This window comes from Geobacillus sp. CX412, assembly GCF_027942335.1.
In the GTDB taxonomy this organism is placed as follows: Bacteria; Bacillota; Bacilli; order Bacillales; family Anoxybacillaceae; genus Parageobacillus_B; species Parageobacillus_B toebii.
Genome location: NZ_CP103461.1, coordinates 1,210,986 through 1,230,202 on the forward strand (window position 1 = coordinate 1,210,986; position 19,217 = coordinate 1,230,202).

Below are 19,217 nucleotides of genomic sequence, written 5' to 3' on the forward strand. Positions count from 1 at the left end.
ATAATAACACTATGTCCCAGTAGCTCAGCTGGATAGAGCAACGAGCGATGCATCATTGAATCCGCTCCGAGTTGCCTCGACGCATCCAGCATCTTTGAATCAGCTGGTAGAGGAAGAGGCAGCTGTTGAAAAATAGGAGTGTAAATAATACTATGTCCCAGTAGCTCAGCTGGATAGAGCAGCGGCCTTCTAAGCCGTCGGTCGGGAGTTCGAATCTCTCCTGGGACGCTATGCAAAAAGCCAGCCGTTAAGGCTGGCTTTTTGTTGTAATTGCAAGCGATAAAGTGATAAGAAGACAACCCGGATAGTGGGGGCAATGAAAAAGCGGTCAATAGCCGCTTCTTTTTTTATCTTTTTTACCAAGAAGCCCCCACTTCTAAGCGAAGCATAGGCAATGAAATGATGATGTAATGCCGGATGAGCGCACCGCTTACTTTGGAGACGATGGTGAATATACAGCGCTGTTTATGTATGTGGCTGATAAACCGCGTGATTTGTCAGCCGACACCTTATATGCGGCGAAATTTATGCAAACAAGCGCAGAAAACGGCGGGGCCGGCAAGTTAGAATGGATTAAACTTGGATATGCTGCGGATAAAGAAATTAAACGCATGATTGATAAAGGCATTAAATTTTTCATAGAAGCGAATATTAGGGATAAACAATTAGTTCACGTAACAGTTCTAGGAAAGAAAGATCCACTAATCCTTCCAGTGAAAGAAGTACTTTGATCATGTCGATGGCGCCTGCAGATAACCTAACTCCAAACGGGTTGTATCTCAAATAAGCGTCCATCGAATATTTATCCAATTCTTTTGTGAGCTGACAAAAAGATGGCTTACTGTCATCTTATTCAGCAGGAAAGTGCAGTTATGCAAAAATGGAGCAGCATATATCCTGCTTCTTTTAGTTCTAGTGCAAGAAATCTATAAAATCAGGACATACTGATACTACTAAAATAGTATTGATGATGGAAAAACAGGTGTCAGTATTCTCAGGAGGATTATGCAGCTTTTTACATTTCAATCCAATTAATAACATAATTTAGCTGAAATTTTACACCATGATAAAAATCTGTATTGTAAATGAAAACAATTTGAAACTTTATTGCAAAAGTAAGTTTGCTAGAATATCTAAGGATAGAAACAGGAAAGTTTTAATAACTATATAATACGGTATGTAAAATATATAGGTCGGGGGGTAAACATGACGTTAGAGAATCAACTGATCAAAAAAACATTTTATGAAACATTGATGGAAGCGAATGAGAAAAATCCTGTCCGTGTGCTCGGAGAAGCTTTTCTTGCCGGGCATAAAGATCAGACAGCTGACATCTCCACCATCCGTTTTGCCCAGGGAGAAGTATATTTTCATCACAAAGATTATGAAGCAGCTATTTTCAAATGGGAAAACGTTCATAATGATTTAGAACCGTGGGCGAAGAAAAATATAGCGGATTGTTACCATGAAATCGGGCAATTATCAACAGCTGAAGAGATTTATAAATCCATTAATACGGAAAGCAGTGTCTTGCAATCGGAAGTTGCACTGCAATTATTTTCGCTTTATATAGACCAAGGCAAGCTTGAAAAAGCTGACCAAGTGATTAAAAAAGCGGTATCCTTTAATCCGGACTACCCGAATGTGACTGACATTGCTCGCGCCTTTTTCGAAAAACATAAGGATTGGAAGAGCGCAATTGAACTGGCAGTAAATGAAGCGGTCCGAACAGAATCAGATCATTGGTTTGATATTTTAAAAACATACGCAGAGCAAGGACTAACAAAAATCTTTGAACCGCATTATTTTTCCAAATGCTTAGCCGTGCTATACAGGGTGGATCAGACAAGATTTGAGCAGATCGTTCAGGCATTATGGAATAGCTATAAAAACGAGCGTTCCTATTTTTCATGGCTGAAGGAATTTAACCACCTTTTCTTCAATCTGGATGCAAGCCGGGAGCAGTCTTGGAAAGAACTGTCAGAACTTTATCAGGAAACTTATTTTGAATTGATCGATGGAAAGTATTTAATTAAAGAACTGGATGAGATTATTCCGAACATCTTAACGAACTGGCTCAAAATAGCCGATGATTCTCATGCTTTATTTGCTTCTGCAGCGGTACTGGCATGGAGCGAGAAATTTCCATCCAGCATTAGTTCAGAGGTGGTCAATGCTGCCGAAAATCTTATTTTCCATTCCCGCAATGAGACAGATGGTTTGGAATACAGCCTTACATTATTCGATTCCATCGTAAAATGGGCGGAAGCGCAGCATGTTGATCCAGGTCACCGTTTCAGATGGATCATCCGAGAACTGGTTGATTTTGAAGCACATCATTTAGTTGTTGCTGGAACTTCCGGAAATGGGAAGTCTGCTTTTATCAATTCGGTCCTCGGAGAAAATATCCAAACTGCTCCGACATCTTCCGCTATTGTATTTAAGGGGGATGATGAGACGGAGATTAGAAAAATATCCGATGAAGAATTAACCACATTTTCAAGTTTCCATGAATTCCAGGAGGCAGTAGATAGACGGCTGAATAAGGATTTTGACAATACGATTGTGGAGTTTTCTCTTCCATCGCCAATTTTGCAGGAAAACAGGCTAGTTCTTATGGATACGCCAGGATTTAGCGACCGTAATGATATGGAAGAAGCGCTAAAATATCTGCATTTTGCCGACAGTTTATTATTTGTGCTTGATGCGAACGATCCTTTTACCGAACAAGAACAAGAGATCCTAATGCTGATTCGGGAATATGCCCCTAATCTTTCAATTCATTTTCTGCTCAATAAAATCGATGAAATTTATGATGAACAAGAAGCCGCCGAAATTATTGAAGACACTCGTTCGAGAGTTCGGGCATATGTTCCGCAGGCTCGGGTGTTTGCCTATTCATCACGTTTAAGAAGCAGAAAACAACAAAATGATCTAGCCGAGTTCTTGAGAAATTTGAGCCGACCAATTGCGGAAGACGATCGAATTGAAAAAATATTAATCTTTATTCGTCAATTAATCAATCATTTATTGGATAAACGGGCAGAAATGGAAAACAGCCTGGCTGATTCGATTAAATGGAATGAAGAGATGGTCGCAAAGCTAGGTGGTGCAATCCATCAATTAACGGATTTGAAAGAAGAAAAAGCGCGAATTATCAAGAGAACGTTCCATAAAGTCTTGAGGAAATCAGATCGGATCTATCGGAAAATATTCCGAAAATTTTACGAGAAAGTTCTGATCTGATTCGAGAAGACAGTGATTTCCGTAAAATTCATCTTGAACTAAATGATGAGATGAACCGGAGAGTACATGCTTATGTAAATGATAAGGTCTTGCCTAAGCTTTATCATTCTCTTCAGGAATGGATTTTAACGGCAAATGATGAACTTCATCACTGTCAATCTTTCCTGGATGAAATATGCGATGGGTTTAATGCGATGTATGGGGAAGAGCGGCTTAAGCTGAATTGCGACTTTAAAGTGCTTGATGACTGGCGCCGGGATGCAGACCGGATGACGAGCAGCGCGCAAATTGAGAAGGTGAATATTTTTCTCCGCCGCACACCGTATCAAATTTTATTGAAAGGTGCCGGCAAGCTGTTTGGAGCATTCCAGCAAAACAATGCGATGTTATATAACAAATACAAGCAGTTTGTTGAAAATCAGGATTATTTAGACGTTACCGATATTGACAGCTTCTGAAATTCGATTGTTTGAGAAGCATGAACGAGATATTGATCTTCTCCGAAACCGTTTGACGTATTGTATTAGAGAAAGAAAGAACATAAAGAAGCTGAAAAACGATGAATAATTAATTCGAATACTATACTATCCACGAAAACCAGTACATTAGAAAAACGTTATTGAAACAAAACTGAGGTAGAGATGAAACTTAGAAGAAAAAAGAAGATTCAATGAAAAAGAAGAGAGCTGGAGGGGAAAAATGAGATCGAATCCGGGAAACGCCTATACCCGACTGGATCCGCCTACATTAAGTTTGACGAAGTGAAACTCCTCTGACCAATACAAAGTGTAATTTAGCCGATTTACTGGTTCACGGACACAAAAGGAGTTCTTCAAATAGTATAAGAAATCAGTAAGAATATTTAACGAAAAAACTCAAGTCCATAGTGTGGCCGATTTTTGCGAATTGGGAAATACAAACATACCAAAATTTATATGGAATTTGAAGATCAGAAGTCCGGATGTTATGCTGAATAAAATCAACCATACTTCGCTCATACTATCGATCCAGTGAAAAACGAAGAAACGAATTAAACTGTTCCATACATCCTTTGTGTGAAGCTTGCTTCATGGTTGGATAACGGTGCTTTAATTCAAAAAGGAGTAAAGTTGTTCAACTAACAGGGCAAGTCAGGTGAAAAAGGGGCTATTTTCCTGTGACACATTAGGATATTAACCATAATCAAAACAACAATTTGCAAGCGTCATAATGGGCAAGAATCTATACCTCTTTGAATATGGACGCATACACTATTTTAAAAACAGTTAAGGGGAGATATAAAATGGAAAGACAATTCATTGGAAGTTACGATAGTTATCCTGGTCACGGTTATCATCATGGCCACGGTGGGTATTATCCTGGCCATGGCTATCATCATGGCCACGGTGGGTATTATCCTGGTCATGGCTATCATCATGGTCATGGCGGATATTATCCTGGTCATGGCTATCACCATGGCCATGGTGGGTATTATCCTGGGCATGGCTATCACCACGGTCATGGTGGGTATTATCCTGGTCATGGCTATCATCATGGTCACGGCGGGTATTATCCTGGGCATGACAGCTTCCAACGTTAAACTATCGTAGTACCAAAGGAATGGAATTAAATTTTAAGTCAGAAAATAATGCTGGCTTTCTCTATGTATAGGAATAAATGTTAAAGCCGATGATAAAATGGCCTTGACAGTTATTTGGAATTGTAAATCTACTACTAGGGGCAATATTAGGTCTAAAATGTTTGGTTAGTACCTGCTTTCCATGTGGAAGCAGGGTTTTTGTTTTTGTAACAGGCGGCGATCATTTTACAATATTTGTATATTGTTATAATAGTTTAACTTGTGGGAAAATTTTGAGTTAGTGAAATAAATGAAGGAGTAGTCATTGATGGATATTAAAAAAGCATAAACTCTTCGAAAAGTGTTCGTTTGGTAGTAATCAGTCTCTTTTATACAATAATTGGATTCCTATTGGTTAAAGTCACTATAACATCCCATTTTAGTTCGTACTTTACTTTTTCCATAATGTCTGCTGGACAGAGTCTCAATTAATTTTGTGTTTGCTATATTAGACTTAGATAACAAAGATTATACATCGTAAGAGAGGACTCGTAATGAAATGCCCTGCTATCCGCAGAATTTTTTGTTTTTATCACTTCCACTCTCACACCTCTACCTTGAAATAACTGTGGATAGCTTTTACTGTTATTTTATCCATTGACACAGGTGACTGTTAAAGAATGTTGTTGATCCGTTGATCCATGGAAAAATAAAATTTCTTCCATCATCTGTGGTGAAGCTCGCTTCATGGGTGGCTGTGGGTGCGATGCTTCAAAAGGAGTATCGCTTTTCTTGTTGAACTAACGAGCGGTATAGCTGAAGTTACCTAAGTAAACCATTATTGTATTTTTATTTAAATATTCTTATAATCATGAAAAATGTATTTGATAAGGGGGAACTAAAATGGAACTAATTCCTGAGTCCACTGATTTGATGGATTATCTGAAGGAATTGGATGTTGTCAATTTTTCTCATCCTTTAATTCAGAAAAAAATTAATGAATTGTTTCATGAAGGGCAGTCAGAAATGGAAAAGGCTAAAATAGCATTTGAATTTGTAAGAGATGAGATTTCTCACTCGTGGGATATACAAAGCACAAGAGTTACATGTAAAGCTTCTGAGGTTCTTTACTATAAAGAAGGAATTTGTTATGCCAAAGCCAACCTATTAGCGGCTTTATTAAGGTCTCAAGGAATCCCGACAGGTTTTTGTTATCAACGGCTAATGCTATTCGATACACCTGACCAAGGTTATTCCCTTCATGCACTTAATGGCGTTTTTCTTAAATCATTAAATCGGTGGATTCGTTTAGATGCACGTGGAAACAAAAAGGGAATTGATTCCCAATTTTCAATTGACGAGGAAAAGTTAGCTTTTACTCCCCAAGAAGAATTTGATGAAAGAGATTACCCAATAATTTATGCGAAGCCACATCCAAAAACAATTGCTGTTTTAGAAGAACATACAGATGCATTAGAAATGTATAAAAATCATTTGCCAGAATATTTATAATTGTTAAGTTGACGGATGCGATAGTTAAACAAGGCAGTCTAGGGTGACGGAAGTTATTCGTCACCTTTGCCATGTCTTTCTGATTACTTAGGTGTACGGGGTGTTTTTGTTCTTTTTAGAAAAGGGATAATAGCATGGATTGTTGAATTCTGTAAGATAGGGGATGGATATATGTTGCAAAAGTTGTTGCTGACAGGAAAAAGAGTATCTCTGCGGACACCAACACACGATGATCTGCCAATTCTGTATAACCTGATATACGGTGTGGAGAATCCAGAATGGAAAAAGTACGATGCTCCTTATTATCCACTTGAATTTTGTACCTTTGAAGAGTTTTCTAAGAGAATGGAAGAAAAAATGAATGTTACGGATGTACCAAGTTAAATGATTATTGAACATCAAGGTCAAATTATAGGTATGGTTAGCTATTACTGGGAGGATGAACGTACACGATGGCTTGAAATGGGAATCGTCATATATTCTCCCGAACATTGGAATGGTGGATTTGGAACGGAAGCATTATCTTTATGGATTGACTATCTCTTTGAAAATTTAACCATCGAGAGAGTGGGGCTGACGACTTGGTCTGGAAATCCACGCATGATCAGATGCGCGGAAAAATTGGGAATGCGATTAGAAGGTAGAATGAGAAAATGCCGCTACTATAATGGCGAATACGATGATTCCATTCGGATGGGTATTCTTCGTGAGGAATGGGATGAGTTTAAAAAGAATAATCCTTTATTCAACTAAGAACGATTAGGACATTCTTCTATACACAGCATGTTAAATCAATATAGCCACGTCCTCCCAAGTATGCAGAAAGACGTGGCTAGTAAGTTATATAACTTATTTGAAGCGCAAATTTTCAGTTTTATGATCAACGTGTGGTAAACACATCACTTCCATTATTTCCATTCAAACGCCCAATTTCCGTTGCGGAAAATTGGTTCGCGCTTGCCGTCTTTCGTAACGCCATCGATGTTTAGTTCGGCAGAGCCGATCATAAAATCTTCATGGATGAGGCTATCGTTGACCCCATGTTTGTCGAGCTCTTCTTTGGACATAGCGGTGCCGTTTTGAATGTTCGTTGGGTATGCTTTTCCGAGCGCTAGGTGACATGCCGCGTTTTCATCGAACAACGTGTTATAGAAAATTAAATTCGATGTGGAAATCGGTGATTGATGTGGAACGAGTGCCACTTCTCCTAACCGGCGCGCTCCTTCGTCCGTGTCCAATAAATGCTTTAATATTTCATATCCTTTTTCTGCAGTGAAGTCAACGACTTTTCCATCTTTAAACGTAAGGGTAAATCCATCTATCAGGTTGCCGTTATAATTAAGCGGCTTTGTATTGCGCACGATTCCGTTTACTCCGTCTTTATGCGGCATCGTAAACACTTCTTCTGTCGGGATGTTCGGGTTGAAACGAACGCCTTTCTCGCTGACGGCTGCACCGCCATGCCATACATGGTTTTCTACAAGTTCGATCGTTAAGTTTGTTCCAGGCGCTTCATAGATGAGTTGTTGATATTGTTTATTGTTTAAGTAATCAACGATTTTGGCGAGTTGGTCGTTATGTTGCTGCCACGCTTGGATAGGGTCGTCCTGGTCGACGCGGGTAATGCGGAATATCGCTTCCCATAGCTTGTCGATCGCTTCTTCTTCACTGAGGTCTGGAAATATTTTTTTCGCCCACGCCGGCGTAGGAACGGAGATCAATGACCAACAGTTTTTATCCGCCATTAAGGCACTGCGATAATTGCGCAATGCTTGAGATGCGGTTTTATTTGCCGTTGCGATCCGTTTCGGATCAATGTCTTTCAATAAATCCGGGTTTGGCGAATAGATGGATAAAAACGCCGCACCTTCTTCCGCAAGCTGTTCCATTCCTTTCGCACGCCACATTGGATATTCCAAAAACGCTTCATCTGGAGCATACTTGAATTTAATGTATGTAAGATCTTCGTCATTCCATTCGACATAGACATGTTTGGCGCCAACTTCGTATGCTTTTTTCGCGATTTTCCGTACAAGCGGAGCAGCCACAAGCGGCGCGTTTACAAAGAGCGTTTGCCCTTTTTGGACGTTGACGCCGACTTGTACGGCGAGCGCGGCATATTTTTCTAAATTTTGTTCCCAGTCGCTCACTTTTTTCACCCCTTGATTTTCGTATTATGTAGGATTCTATTATATACGAGGAACTCGGAACATTCAAATATTTGGATGAATTGGTATTGTTAAAAAGGCGGGAAACAATTGGTCAGAAAGTATAAGACGAAGTTAACGTTTTTCTCAAGAAGTTTATCACCTCAAGATGGAATGTAGGTCGAAGAGGTTCATTCAATGGATTTCAACGCGAATATTATTTTGCTTTCTATCCATCATCCTCTAAAACGGTTACGGTTGGCCGAAATAACGAATCAATTAGCATCCTTATAGTCGTTTCTAATATGCCAAGCTCTTATTTTGTTTATGAAAGACGCATAATGATTGTAGATGCGGAATAATTTGAATAATAACCATGTCTCGTTGGAGAAAAGGAAATCGAAATACTGTGTAGTCTATTTGCATCGTCTTTACCGATGATGCGTTCAGTAGACATCAGCCAGTATCGTCATTGTGTGTGATGGTTTATACTGGCTTTTTGTTTTGCCGTGATGAGTTTCGTTTACGAAAGGAGGAGCATCGTCGCGAGTTATTTTTATTGTTGAAGGGCGTGCAACGAATGAGTGGAAGCAATGATAGGCAGACAGGGCTGTATGTCTATGGAGGGAGGAGAATTTGGATGAAAACAGCGGATATTATCATTGTCGGCGGAGGAGTAATGGGATCGAGTGTAGCTTTCCATCTTCGGAAAATTGGCTTTGATGGCAGAATCGTTGTTTTTGAAAAAGACCCTTTGTACGAGTTCTCGTCTACGCCAAGAAGCGCGGGAGGAATTCGACAGTTATACACGACGCCGATCAACATTCAATTAAGTCGATATAGCCTGCAAATATATAAACAATTTCCTCAAACGATGGCTATTGATGGAGAACCGGCGGAGATTCATTTTCGTCAAAACGGATATCTCTTTTTGGCTACGAAAGAAATGCTTCCATCGTTGAAAAAACATTGCTCGCTGCAAAACCAATACGGCGTTCCGTCGCAAGTATTATCAGCCCAAGAGTTGCTGAACATCATTCCCGAACTAAATATCGATGATTTAGCGGGCGGGCTTTATTGCCATGAAGATGGCTATTTAGATCCTTATTCGGTTATGCAAGGATATAAGAAAAATGCCCAGCGATTAGGAGTGGAATATATTTATAAAGAAGTAGAGACAATTACAACCAATGAAAACAAAGTGAGCGGAGTTCGGCTTGTAGATGGTACCGTGTATCACGCTTCGATCGTGATCAACTGCGCTGGGGCGTGGGGGGTATATCTTAGCGAAAAAATCGGTATTCCGTTGCCGGTTCATCCGTTAAAACGGCAAATTTTCCAATTTGATGTAGCAACACCGTTAAAAAAGGAATTGCCGCTGACCATTGATCCAACCGGCGTGTATTTCCGCCATGAAGGAAGTAAAATTTTATCGGGCTTTTCCGAAGATACAAAGCCGGGAATTGATTTCACCGTGACACGTTCCTTATTTTATGAACAAATGTGGCCGATTTTGGCGCATCGCATTCCAAACTTTGAAGCGGTGAAGGTAACAGCGGCGTGGGCAGGACTGTATAGCTTTAATACGGCAGACCATAACGCCATTATCGGAAAACATCCGTCACTGCATGGGTATTATATGGCGCTCGGATTTAGCGGGCATGGCATGCAGCAGGCTCCGGGAGTCGGTATAGGACTGGCTGAATTAATTTATTACGGAAAATATAAAACGATTGATCTCACTCCTTTGCGTTTTGAGCGGTTTGCGGAAAACGATTTAGTGTTGGAAGATGCTGTTGTGTAAATGCTGTAAGACAAGAGAAAGGTAAATTTCTATAAAAAGGAAAGGAGGATACGCAATGTTAGTGCTTGATGAAAAAGCAATGCTCGAAACCGCTTCGATGAAAGATGTCATGGAAGCGATGGAGCGGGCATACTGTCTCTATGAAAATGAACAGTACGAAATGCCGCTAAGAACTCAGCTCCAAGACAATGAAAATACGTTTTTGCTAATGCCTTCGATTGCTCATCAATCGTTTAGTTTGAAAATTGTAAGCGTTTTCCCTAATAATCGACAGCATCCTGTAACGCAAGGAATGGTTATATTAATAGACCGTCAAACCGGAAGCGCAAAAGCGTTGTTCAAATGGTTGCTTTTTCTAAAGTCGTCACAAACAAGGTGAATCATACTTTTCAAGCAGATTGTCCGACTATCTTCAAGTCTACTGGCATGGCGCTGTTTGATCTTGTTGTTGCGGAAATGATGTATGAAAGAGCAATTGCAAAGCAGACGGGCGTGTACGTCCATTTGTAAACCAGCCAAAAGGAGTGAGCTCCATTGCAAACGATCATTATGGTCGAATTTATTCTATATTGTTTATTTATGTTAGTCATTGGTTACTTGTATAGTAAAAAAGATATTAACCATTCCGATTTTCTTTTAGGCGGGAAAAAGATCCCAGGATGGGCTTTAGCATTTTCGGAAAGAGCTACCGGCGAGTCTGCTTGGCTGCTGCTAGGATATACGGGATTTGTGTTTGCGACTGGTTTATCGGGAATTTGGGTAGCAATCGGAATTTCGCTAGGAATTATCTTTTCATGGCTGTTTTTAGCGAAGAAGTTTATGAAAGAAACAAATGAATATAAAGTGCTGACATTGCCGGGTTATTTAGCTAAGCGGTTTGGAGCGCACGGAAAAATAATTTTATGGATTTCTACAATTCTTATTCTTAGCTTTATGATGTTTTATTTTGGCGCACAAATTGCAGGAGCGGGAAAAACCCTTTTCACTGTTTTTCGTATTGATCCTGTGATTGGAATGATTGTAAGCACAATCATCGTGGTTGTTTTATCGTATGTAGGAGGATTTATAAGTGTTGTATGGACGGATATGATTCAAAGCTTAATCATGCTTGCGACGCTGGTAGTGCTTCCGATTGTCGCTTTGTTTCATATTTTTAGCGGAGATTTATCCATCAGCCAGGCGCTGCAAGCCGCTGAGCCAGGGATTGATTCGTGGACTGGCGGAGTGACTGGATTTGCCTTAGGATTACTGCTGTTTAACAACTTTGCTTGGTTTTTTGGCTTTCTTGGCGGCCAGCCGCAATTAAGCGTGCGTTTTATGGCGCTGAAAAATGACAAAGAGGCAAAAACCGCCAGCATCATGGCGATTGTATGGACGCTTTTAGCTTATAGTGGCGCGTTTTTAATCGGCATTACCGCCATTACGTTGTATCAAGGACATCATTTTGCTGATGTAGAAACGGTTTTACCGTATATGACGTTAGACCTTTTGCCGCCATGGATTGCGGGAATATTGCTTTCTGGCATTCTCGCTGCCATTATTTCCACGGCAGACTCCCAACTCCTCGTTGTCACCAGTTCCATTAGTGAAGATATTATTCGAAACGCGTTAGGAATGAAATTAACGGAAAAACAATTGGTGAAAATTTCAAGAATCGTTGTCATTATCGCGGGAATAGCAGGGCTAATCATTGCGTTAACCTCTGAATCGTTAGTCTATCTTGTTGTCAGCTGGGCGTGGGCGGGAGTCGGATGTACGCTGTCGCCGGCGATCATTTTGACGTTCATTTGGAAACGATATTCCGGTATTGGTGTGATTGCGACGATCATTGCCGGGTTTGCCAGCACGATTATTTGGATTTCCTCACCTCTTGAAGCAATCATCAGCTCACGTTTTACGACTTTCTTTATTGCCATGCTCGCTGGGGTTCTATTTAGTCTCCTTTTCCCAGATAAAGAAGAAATGAAAGAAATTCCGACTGAAACAACCATATAATATTTCATAATTGTTAAAAGGAAACATCTCCATTCATCGTTGAGGAGGTGTTTCCTTTACGCAAACATTCAACACAGACAAGCGATTTATGTTATAACGAAATTAATGCTGGAAACCAATGTAGAAAAGAGATTACAATAAAATTACCACTATTTATACAATAAAAATGTTATGTTAACAATACCCGGAAGGAGAAAACAACCATGACGCAAAAGAGCCAAAAGTTGCTGCTTATTGACGGGATGGCGCTCTTATTTCGATCGTTTTATGCGACCGCGCTTTATGGGAATTTTATGTTTACAAGCGATGGGATTCCGACAAACGCGGTTTATGGATTTGTCAAGCACTTGATCGCTGCCGTTCATCATATAAAGCCAACGCATGTTGTTTGCTGCTGGGATATGGGAAGCGCGACGTTTCGAACGGAAATGTTTCCGATGTATAAGGCAAACCGAGGTGAGCCGCCATTAGAGCTTATCCCGCAGTTTGAACTAGCAAAGCACGTTGTTTCCGCGTTTGATATTCCGAACATTGGCGTACTGGGAGCGGAGGCAGATGATTGTATTGGCACGCTCACAAAGCAGTGGAAAGACGAAATGGATATTGCCATTTTGACAGGGGATCGAGATTTGTTGCAGCTTCTTTCCGAAACGGTAACGGTATATCTGCTGGACAAAGGAATTGGAAATTATCATATCTATACGCTCGAGCGGTTTCGAAAGGAGATGGAAATACTGCCATCGCAATGGGTCGATGTCAAAGCATTAATGGGCGATGCAAGCGACAATTATCCGGGGGTACGCGGCATCGGCGAAAAAACGGCGCTAAAATTAGTGCGCCAGTATGGTTCGATAGAAGGAATCCTCGAACATCTTCCTCTTTTGACAAAGTCGCAGCGGCAAAAGTTGCAAGAGCATGAAGAGATGCTGCATCTTTCTAGAAAACTAGCGAAAATTTATTGTGATCTTCCGATAGCGCTGCGAATCGAGGAGGCGAAGTGGGACGTAGACAAAGAAAAAGTGGAGCAGGCTTTCCTCGCTTTAGAATTCAAAGGGGTGGACCGTTTGTTGACATATACTTGACACTCCACACGACTCAAGTCGTGGGATTCTTGGGTCGTTAGCGTCCGCATCCATTTCTGGTTTGGACAACGCTCAAGTTCAGGGCTGTGCCATCAGCCCGTCCTACGGCAGAGCCTATAGCTCCGTAGGCTGGCAGACTATCGCTTACGCTACACCATCTGCCACAGGTGGCTCTCTTACATGTTTTTACGTCTTTTTCTTGACGGACTCCATCGGTTTTACGCTTGAAAAGTCTACCTTTTCGTTCAAGCAACCCCATACCGATGCGGTTAGAAACATCCACCTGTTTTCATTATACCAAAGCGATTCTATGTCGAGCAATTGAACTGCCCATAGGCAGTCCTTGCACGAAGCCGATTCGTCCCATAGCTAAAGTCGATGGGCTTTCTCGGCTAGATTCTGTAATCGCTATCATTCAGCATCAACCCATGTTTGGGCCCACTCTTCAATCGCTTCAATTACCGTTTGCAAAGCACGCCCTTTTTCGGTCAACGTATATTCAATACGCACTGGCACTTCCGGATATACGTTGCGGTTTACAATTCCTTCTTCCTCTAACTCTTTTAATCGTTCTGAAAGCAGGCGCCCGCTGATTGGAATCGACGCTTCGATTTCGGAAAAGCGCGTTTTTCCTTCTAACAATTGACTAATAATAAGGCCGACCCATCGTTTGCTTAATAATTTCATTGCGGCTTCGAATTTAGGGCATAAATTCGATGGGGAACAGGACGTTTGTATCGTTTTTTTCCTCATATTTCCCACCTTTAAGAATATATTGAATACGTTCACCGTTATTATAGTTCTATTTTACGATATATTGAAAAAAAGGAAAAGACGGAAAATGCTATATGGATGTAACCGCTTGCGCACGATTTCATCCTTCCCGTTTCGTTGCGAAGTTGTCAAAACTTTATTAAGAAATTGTGAAATAGTGAACAAAATCATTTTCATTCCTATAAAAAATAGTACGATATAAGTGTAAGGAACAAAAAAATGGGAGGGGATGAAACATGTTTGTAAAATGGCTGCGCGAACATGCAAGCTCTGCTGCAATACTAACATTGTTTCGCTTATATCTCGGATATGCTTGGATCACGGCAGGATGGCATAAAATAGTGGATGGATTTGACGCAACAGGATTTTTAAAAGGCGCGCTCGCAAAAGCATCTGGTGAGCATCCAGCCGTACAAAGTTGGTGGGCTGCTTTTATCGAACATTTTGCCTTGCCAAACGTCAGGGTGTTCAATGTGTTAGTGCCTTGGGGTGAATTATTAGTAGGTATTGCACTTATTCTTGGTCTTTTTACAACGTTTGCTGCGCTGATGGGAGCAGTCATGAACTTCGCATTCATGTTCTCTGGAACAACTAGCACCAATCCACAAATGATTTTACTAACTATGTTCATCCTTGTTGCAGGTGCGAACGCAGGAAGATATGGTCTCGATCGTTGGGCGATTTCTTACATTCGTAAATTTATGAACAAAACGCCTCGTCCACATCGCCCAGTCGCGTTTCATAGATAGATGGATGATCAACGGCCGTGCACTTACGGTTTTAGAAAGTGCTCGGCCTATTTTTTATTCCTGCGTATAAGCGAAATCTCCCTGAAATATATATAAAGGTGAAATTGGATGTTTCGTGTGTTGGCAGAACAAATACATGCAACGATATTTTCCGTACTTTTATATTATTATCAATTTGTTTTTAACATCGTCTTTTTGCTAGTTTAAGAGTGCGAAATACTCGCTCTTTTTTTCCTTTGGTGGTATTATAAGGATGAAAAAGTAGATATCGACAGTTTAGGATGAGGAATCTAAAAAGCTAGGGGAACGAAACGAATGAATGTACAAGGATTTAGCCATGTGACCATTAATGTGAAGAATTTGGCTCGTTCGCTTCGTTTTTATGTAGACATATTAAACATGAAGCTTGTTCATCGCGGACGAAAGGATGCATATTTAGAATGGGGAAGCGCATGGATTTGTTTGCAGGAGCGTCCGAACATGGAAGATCAGTGTCCGCAGATTGGCGTGGATCATGTTGCATTTTTCATCGATGAGCAGCATTTTTGGGAAGCGGTACAGCATTTAAAAGCAAATCATGTGCCGATTGTCCGGGAACCGACTCAGCGCGGCCGCGGCTTTTCGGTCAACTTTCCTGATCCGGATGGCACTCAATTAGAATTGCATACATCCACATTGGCGGAGCGAATGAAGGTATGGAAATAAATACGAGAGGGTAAATGCAATGATAAACACAGCGATAATTGCGGGTATGGTTACCCAGCTAGTCATTTCACTTTTTGTGCCGATTGGCTTGCTTTTATATTTTCGAAAAAAGAAATGGCTTTCGTGGAAGCCGTTTGGCATCGGCGTCCTTATTTTTGTTCTATTTTCGCAAGTGCTGGAAAAAGCGCTGCATGTTGTGATGATTGACCCGAGCGGCACCTCATTAAAATGGACGGATAGCGTAGCGTTGTTTGTCCTGTATGCGACATTGGCAGCGGGAATTTTTGAAGAAGTCGGCCGTTATATTGGTTTTCGATGGATGTTAAAAAAGCACCGCGATTATAAAGACGGGCTGTCGTTTGGATTAGGGCACGGCGGCATCGAAGCGATTTTGATCGGCGTGCTTGGCGCCGTTAACGCGATCGTTCTCGCAAGCTTGATTCAATCCGGCGCGTTCGACAAGATGATTGCACCGACGCTTCCGAAAGAACAAGCGGCGTTCTTAAAAGATATGGTGCTGCACACCCCGTTTTCTATGTATGTGTTAGGTGGTCTTGAGCGATTGTTTGCGATTGCGTTCCATATTGCGATGTCACTTGTTGTATTGCTTGGCGTGCGCGAACGGAAATTTCGCTATGTCATCTATGCGATTTTGCTGCACGCGCTAGTGGATACTGCGCCTGCGTTATACCAAGCGGGCGTTGTCGCGAATGTTTGGCTGATCGAAGCGGTGGTCTTTTTATTCGCTGTTGCGGCGTTTTTATTTACGCGTCGCATGAAAGAAACATTTGAGAGCGGGGGAGAAGGATGAAGATTCACGTCAAACGATTAGACCATGTACAAATTTGCATTCCTTTCGGCGCCGAGGATGAGGCTCGCGCCTTTTACACCGATTTGCTCGGCTTTACGGAAATTGAAAAGCCGGACTCCCTAAAAGCGAACGGCGGCCTTTGGTACCAAGTCGGCGATATCGAGCTTCATATCGGCGTTGAAGACCGTGGCGGCTACAACAGCAAAAGCCATCCCGCATTTGAAGTCGAAAACATTGATGAAGTGCGCCGCTACTTGGAGGAAAATGGCGTTCCGACCAAAGACGAGAAACCGATTCCAGGGGTGAAGCGTTTTTCGTTCCGCGATCCATTCCACAATCGGATTGAGTTTTTGTCGAGAAGATAAGTTCAAGGTAGTTTGCCATGGAAAGAAGCGCTGCTACTGAAAAATAAGGTTCATCACGAAGATGTTGAAGCATTGGCTTTTTCCCTCTCTTGCCTCTAGTTGAAGTGGGGGACTTTTCGTTCGGTTATAATAATATTGTTTAATAAAACATTTGACGAAGCGATTTTGTTGAAATCAAATCTACTTTTGTCTAGTGAATGACGAAATCGGCCTTTGCATGTATGTCATTCGTACTTGCACCAAAATAAAACTTCCCTCCTGTACATGAAGCTTTTGGCGTTACAGGGAGGGAAGTGCATCATTAAGGAAGATGAACCGTTTTTACGTGTATTATTTTCCAAAATACAGATTCCCCGCTAGCTGTTACAAGTTCAATGATGTTGTTTTTTACTTGCTTAAGCAATCCGATTTTCATTGGATGATCGCCTAAATCAAATACGATCAACTTTCCTTCAAATTTTTTTAATTGTTCTTCTAACGACCTTTGTAGTGGAATGTTGGTTGGTTTCACTGGCAGCACTTCATTGCCTAGTGTGTATGGAGTAATGTTTGTCTGATACGGGGTTAGCCATTTCAGATGGTTTAGAGAAATAAACATTGTCTTATACAATGGTGAGTAGAAAACGAAGTAATCATTTAAAACAGCTGTGACATAGCCATGGATCGATTTATTTCCTGTCACATAAATTTCGACAAAGCGCCCTTTTGCGTTGTTTAATGTTTTCCGATAGGAAATCATATCATCTTCATCAAAAGGTAATTCAGGGGTCGAATCCGATAATTCCGTATCTGGGTTTGCTGATAATCGGATGTTGTGAATGTGCAAATGAGGAATATATAAATATTCTTTTCCGTTATAAATTACAATGATATCTAACCCTACATCGACAAGTATTCCTGCCAACTGTACTTTTCCAGAGACTTCTAGTTCTACTTGCTTTCCGATTAAAGAATGTAGGTTATTCATTTTCTCCCTCCTTTCAATAGAATAAAGGAAAGTAGTAGATGCACAAATTCGTTTACACTTGTGCATCTACGAGAAAAGTGATTTTCGTGTCAGAAGCGGAAAATGACAGGAAATCGGCATTACAACAGCAATATTTATGCATGCTGCAAGGGACAGACGGTTTTAAAGCAGGGAACATGAAACGATTTATCGTTTCGGATCCCAAATATAATCAATCGTTTTAACGATTGTTTCCTTAACGATTGTTTCCTGTGGAGAGCTTCTTCGACTTGAACGCTGTTCTCTGCCCGCTGTTCTGTCATCTTCTCCAACGATTGTTTCCTGCGAAGAGCTTTTTTGACTTGTATGCTGTTCTCTGTCCGATGTTTTGTTATCTTCTATTTTGTTTGTCATAACCCAATCTTTGTTGTTCTCATTCTCAGTAGTTTCATTATTTTGTTGTTGCTGATTTTGTTGCTGCTGTTGTTGTTTGAGAAAGCCTTTTGTACCAATACTGATGCTTTTAATGTGATAAGGGTAAATCCGAATGACTTCATCATTGTTCACTAACGTATAATGTTCTCCTTCTTCTTGCACAAGAATTCCTTCTGCTGCTTCAGGACCGCCGCGGTTAATCGAGACCCATTTATAAGCAAAATAATCAAATAATTCAAGGAAGTTTTGTGCATGGATGTCATCAAAATAATTATCATAATGGATAGGGGAATTGCTGAGAGGGGTGCTTTGATCGATATTTTGATCGATATTTTGGCTTCTATTTTGCACGCTTATACTTTTGATGTGAGTTGTATTGTAAAATACAATCCCATCGTCTTCCGTTAAGAGGCCCATATAATCACCGGCAACGAGGAGCACTATTCCTTTTTTAGATTCAGGACCGCCTTTATTCACCTTGACCATGCTGCCAGTTAAATTTTTTAATAATTCTGTGAAATTATTCGCTGACACCAATTCTGGATGATTATCAAAATCGATCGACCATTCAATAGAGTTCGCTTTTGAATTTTCACTGTTTTGGGCAAGTTTTAAGTTAGATTCAACTGAGTTAGCTGTTGAATTTTTATCGATGCTTTGAACATGTTTTAAGTTAGCGATTAAATTTTCACTAATGCTTTGGACCTGTCTTAAGTTGCTATAAATATTTTCACTGATGCTTTGGACGATGTTTTGGACATGTTTTAAGTTAGATTCAACAGAGTTAGCTTTTAAATTTTCACTAATGCTTTGGACATGTCTTAAGTTATAGTAAATAATTGCGTTGTCCTTTTTTGCGTTGTTGTTATTGTTTGCGTTGTTATTTTGTTTATTGTCGTTTGATTGCTCTGGCATTAGTGCAACATAATCGGATTGAACATCTAAAAGCCTACCTTCGCAAGATTCTGGTCCCCCTCTGTATACTTTTACTCTTTTACCCACTAACGATTTTAGATAAGCATTTGACTCCATTGATTGACTATCTTTTTGTTGTCTTATCATTCATTTGTTCCTCCTTGTTATTTATC

16 protein-coding genes, 1 tRNA gene and 4 pseudogenes are annotated in these 19,217 nt (G+C 40.6%); 15 read left to right on the forward strand and 6 right to left on the reverse strand.

The features are described from left to right. Positions 1-154: 154 nt before the first annotated feature. Positions 155-228: transfer RNA gene (locus NXM86_RS06375), tRNA-Arg, on the forward strand. Here NXM86_RS06375 and NXM86_RS06380 read toward each other — a convergent pair. Continuing rightward, positions 229-363 (reverse strand): hypothetical protein, encoded by a 135-nt coding sequence (locus tag NXM86_RS06380; protein WP_281255494.1) that lies wholly within the window; start codon positions 361-363, stop codon positions 229-231. It abuts the tRNA gene before it with no gap. Positions 364-407: 44 nt separating this feature from the next. Here NXM86_RS06380 and NXM86_RS06385 point away from each other — a divergent pair. Continuing rightward, positions 408-635: pseudogene (locus tag NXM86_RS06385) on the forward strand (alkaline phosphatase); the annotation flags it as partial. On the opposite strand, the pseudogene NXM86_RS06390 reads toward NXM86_RS06385, so the two are convergent. Beyond that, positions 636-816: pseudogene (locus NXM86_RS06390) on the reverse strand (amine oxidase); the annotation flags it as partial. It abuts the pseudogene before it with no gap. Between the two features lie 390 nt (positions 817-1,206). Between NXM86_RS06390 and NXM86_RS06395 the strand changes: the two are divergent. The 4 genes and pseudogenes from NXM86_RS06395 to NXM86_RS06410 form a co-directional block, all read left to right on the forward strand. Continuing rightward, positions 1,207-3,689 (forward strand): annotated as a pseudogene (locus NXM86_RS06395) (dynamin family protein); the annotation flags it as partial. Between the two features lie 855 nt (positions 3,690-4,544). Then, positions 4,545-4,835 carry a hypothetical protein gene (locus NXM86_RS06400; protein WP_169712569.1) on the forward strand — a complete coding sequence of 97 codons (291 nt, stop codon included), beginning with the start codon at positions 4,545-4,547 and terminating at the stop codon, positions 4,833-4,835. An 872-nt stretch (positions 4,836-5,707) separates the two neighbouring features. Then, positions 5,708-6,316 carry a transglutaminase-like domain-containing protein gene (locus NXM86_RS06405; protein WP_062756188.1) on the forward strand — a complete coding sequence of 203 codons (609 nt, stop codon included), beginning with the start codon at positions 5,708-5,710 and terminating at the stop codon, positions 6,314-6,316. A gap of 171 nt (positions 6,317-6,487) precedes the next feature. Beyond that, a pseudogene (locus NXM86_RS06410) lies at positions 6,488-7,069 on the forward strand (GNAT family N-acetyltransferase). A 155-nt stretch (positions 7,070-7,224) separates the two neighbouring features. Here NXM86_RS06410 and NXM86_RS06415 read toward each other — a convergent pair. Then, positions 7,225-8,466, reverse strand: coding sequence for an aminopeptidase (locus NXM86_RS06415; RefSeq protein ID WP_498958767.1), 1,242 nt, complete (start codon positions 8,464-8,466; stop codon positions 7,225-7,227). Positions 8,467-9,103: 637 nt separating this feature from the next. Between NXM86_RS06415 and NXM86_RS06420 the strand changes: the two genes are divergently transcribed. The 5 genes from NXM86_RS06420 to NXM86_RS06440 all read left to right on the forward strand — a co-directional run bounded on the left by NXM86_RS06420 (position 9,104) and on the right by NXM86_RS06440 (position 13,344). Beyond that, positions 9,104-10,267, forward strand: a complete 1,164-nt coding sequence (locus NXM86_RS06420; RefSeq protein ID WP_498958768.1) for an NAD(P)/FAD-dependent oxidoreductase — start codon at positions 9,104-9,106, stop codon at positions 10,265-10,267. 55 nt (positions 10,268-10,322) lie between these two features. Continuing rightward, entirely contained in the window at positions 10,323-10,646 is a 324-nt protein-coding gene (locus tag NXM86_RS06425; protein ID WP_089097820.1) for a hypothetical protein, read from the forward strand. Beyond that, positions 10,643-10,777: a hypothetical protein gene (locus tag NXM86_RS06430; protein ID WP_281255493.1), complete on the forward strand. Its 135-nt coding sequence runs from the start codon at positions 10,643-10,645 to the stop codon at positions 10,775-10,777. Before NXM86_RS06425 ends, NXM86_RS06430 begins: the two co-directional genes overlap by 4 nt. Positions 10,778-10,816: 39 nt before the next feature. After that, the gene (locus tag NXM86_RS06435; protein WP_498959000.1) at positions 10,817-12,262 is read left to right on the forward strand and encodes a sodium/proline symporter; all 1,446 of its coding nucleotides are present in this window, start codon (positions 10,817-10,819) and stop codon (positions 12,260-12,262) included. A 203-nt stretch (positions 12,263-12,465) separates the two neighbouring features. After that, the gene (locus NXM86_RS06440) at positions 12,466-13,344 is read left to right on the forward strand and encodes a 5'-3' exonuclease (protein WP_498958769.1); all 879 of its coding nucleotides are present in this window, start codon (positions 12,466-12,468) and stop codon (positions 13,342-13,344) included. 411 nt (positions 13,345-13,755) lie between these two features. On the opposite strand, the gene NXM86_RS06445 is transcribed toward NXM86_RS06440, so the two are convergent. Next, the gene (locus NXM86_RS06445; protein ID WP_089097817.1) at positions 13,756-14,097 is read right to left on the reverse strand and encodes a winged helix-turn-helix transcriptional regulator; all 342 of its coding nucleotides are present in this window, start codon (positions 14,095-14,097) and stop codon (positions 13,756-13,758) included. Between the two features lie 257 nt (positions 14,098-14,354). Here NXM86_RS06445 and NXM86_RS06450 point away from each other — a divergent pair, with 257 nt between their 5' ends. The 4 genes from NXM86_RS06450 (at position 14,355) to NXM86_RS06465 (ending at position 16,748) form a co-directional block, all read left to right on the forward strand. Then, a complete protein-coding gene (locus NXM86_RS06450; protein ID WP_498958770.1) occupies positions 14,355-14,867 on the forward strand; it encodes a DoxX family protein in 513 nt (170 codons plus the stop codon). Between the two features lie 315 nt (positions 14,868-15,182). Next, positions 15,183-15,572 carry a VOC family protein gene (locus tag NXM86_RS06455; RefSeq protein WP_498958771.1) on the forward strand — a complete coding sequence of 130 codons (390 nt, stop codon included), beginning with the start codon at positions 15,183-15,185 and terminating at the stop codon, positions 15,570-15,572. A 19-nt stretch (positions 15,573-15,591) separates the two neighbouring features. Continuing rightward, positions 15,592-16,383 carry a YhfC family intramembrane metalloprotease gene (locus NXM86_RS06460; protein ID WP_328268521.1) on the forward strand — a complete coding sequence of 264 codons (792 nt, stop codon included), beginning with the start codon at positions 15,592-15,594 and terminating at the stop codon, positions 16,381-16,383. Beyond that, positions 16,380-16,748, forward strand: a complete 369-nt coding sequence (locus NXM86_RS06465) for a VOC family protein (protein WP_328268520.1) — start codon at positions 16,380-16,382, stop codon at positions 16,746-16,748. Before NXM86_RS06460 ends, NXM86_RS06465 begins: the two co-directional genes overlap by 4 nt. 301 nt (positions 16,749-17,049) lie before the next feature. Here NXM86_RS06465 and NXM86_RS06470 read toward each other — a convergent pair whose 3' ends face one another. Next, positions 17,050-17,715, reverse strand: coding sequence for a YwrJ family protein (locus tag NXM86_RS06470; RefSeq protein ID WP_498958772.1), 666 nt, complete (start codon positions 17,713-17,715; stop codon positions 17,050-17,052). Between the two features lie 186 nt (positions 17,716-17,901). Next, positions 17,902-19,191, reverse strand: coding sequence for a hypothetical protein (locus NXM86_RS06475; protein WP_498958773.1), 1,290 nt, complete (start codon positions 19,189-19,191; stop codon positions 17,902-17,904). Between the last annotated feature and the right edge of the window lie 26 nt (positions 19,192-19,217).

Excerpts from the sequence above, each read along its gene's own strand:
- NXM86_RS06405 (WP_062756188.1), top strand. The coding sequence starts at position 5,708 with ATGGAACTAATTCCTGAGTCCACTGATTTGATGGATTATCTGAAGGAA.
- NXM86_RS06420 (WP_498958768.1), top strand. The coding sequence starts at position 9,104 with ATGAAAACAGCGGATATTATCATTGTCGGCGGAGGAGTAATGGGATCG.
- NXM86_RS06425 (WP_089097820.1), top strand. The coding sequence starts at position 10,323 with ATGTTAGTGCTTGATGAAAAAGCAATGCTCGAAACCGCTTCGATGAAA.
- NXM86_RS06435 (WP_498959000.1), top strand. The coding sequence starts at position 10,817 with ATGGTCGAATTTATTCTATATTGTTTATTTATGTTAGTCATTGGTTAC.
- NXM86_RS06440 (WP_498958769.1), top strand. The coding sequence starts at position 12,466 with ATGACGCAAAAGAGCCAAAAGTTGCTGCTTATTGACGGGATGGCGCTC.
- NXM86_RS06445 (WP_089097817.1), bottom strand. The coding sequence starts at position 14,097 with ATGAGGAAAAAAACGATACAAACGTCCTGTTCCCCATCGAATTTATGC.
- NXM86_RS06450 (WP_498958770.1), top strand. The coding sequence starts at position 14,355 with ATGTTTGTAAAATGGCTGCGCGAACATGCAAGCTCTGCTGCAATACTA.
- NXM86_RS06455 (WP_498958771.1), top strand. The coding sequence starts at position 15,183 with ATGAATGTACAAGGATTTAGCCATGTGACCATTAATGTGAAGAATTTG.
- NXM86_RS06460 (WP_328268521.1), top strand. The coding sequence starts at position 15,592 with ATGATAAACACAGCGATAATTGCGGGTATGGTTACCCAGCTAGTCATT.
- NXM86_RS06465 (WP_328268520.1), top strand. The coding sequence starts at position 16,380 with ATGAAGATTCACGTCAAACGATTAGACCATGTACAAATTTGCATTCCT.
- NXM86_RS06470 (WP_498958772.1), bottom strand. The coding sequence starts at position 17,715 with ATGAATAACCTACATTCTTTAATCGGAAAGCAAGTAGAACTAGAAGTC.
- NXM86_RS06475 (WP_498958773.1), bottom strand. The coding sequence starts at position 19,191 with ATGATAAGACAACAAAAAGATAGTCAATCAATGGAGTCAAATGCTTAT.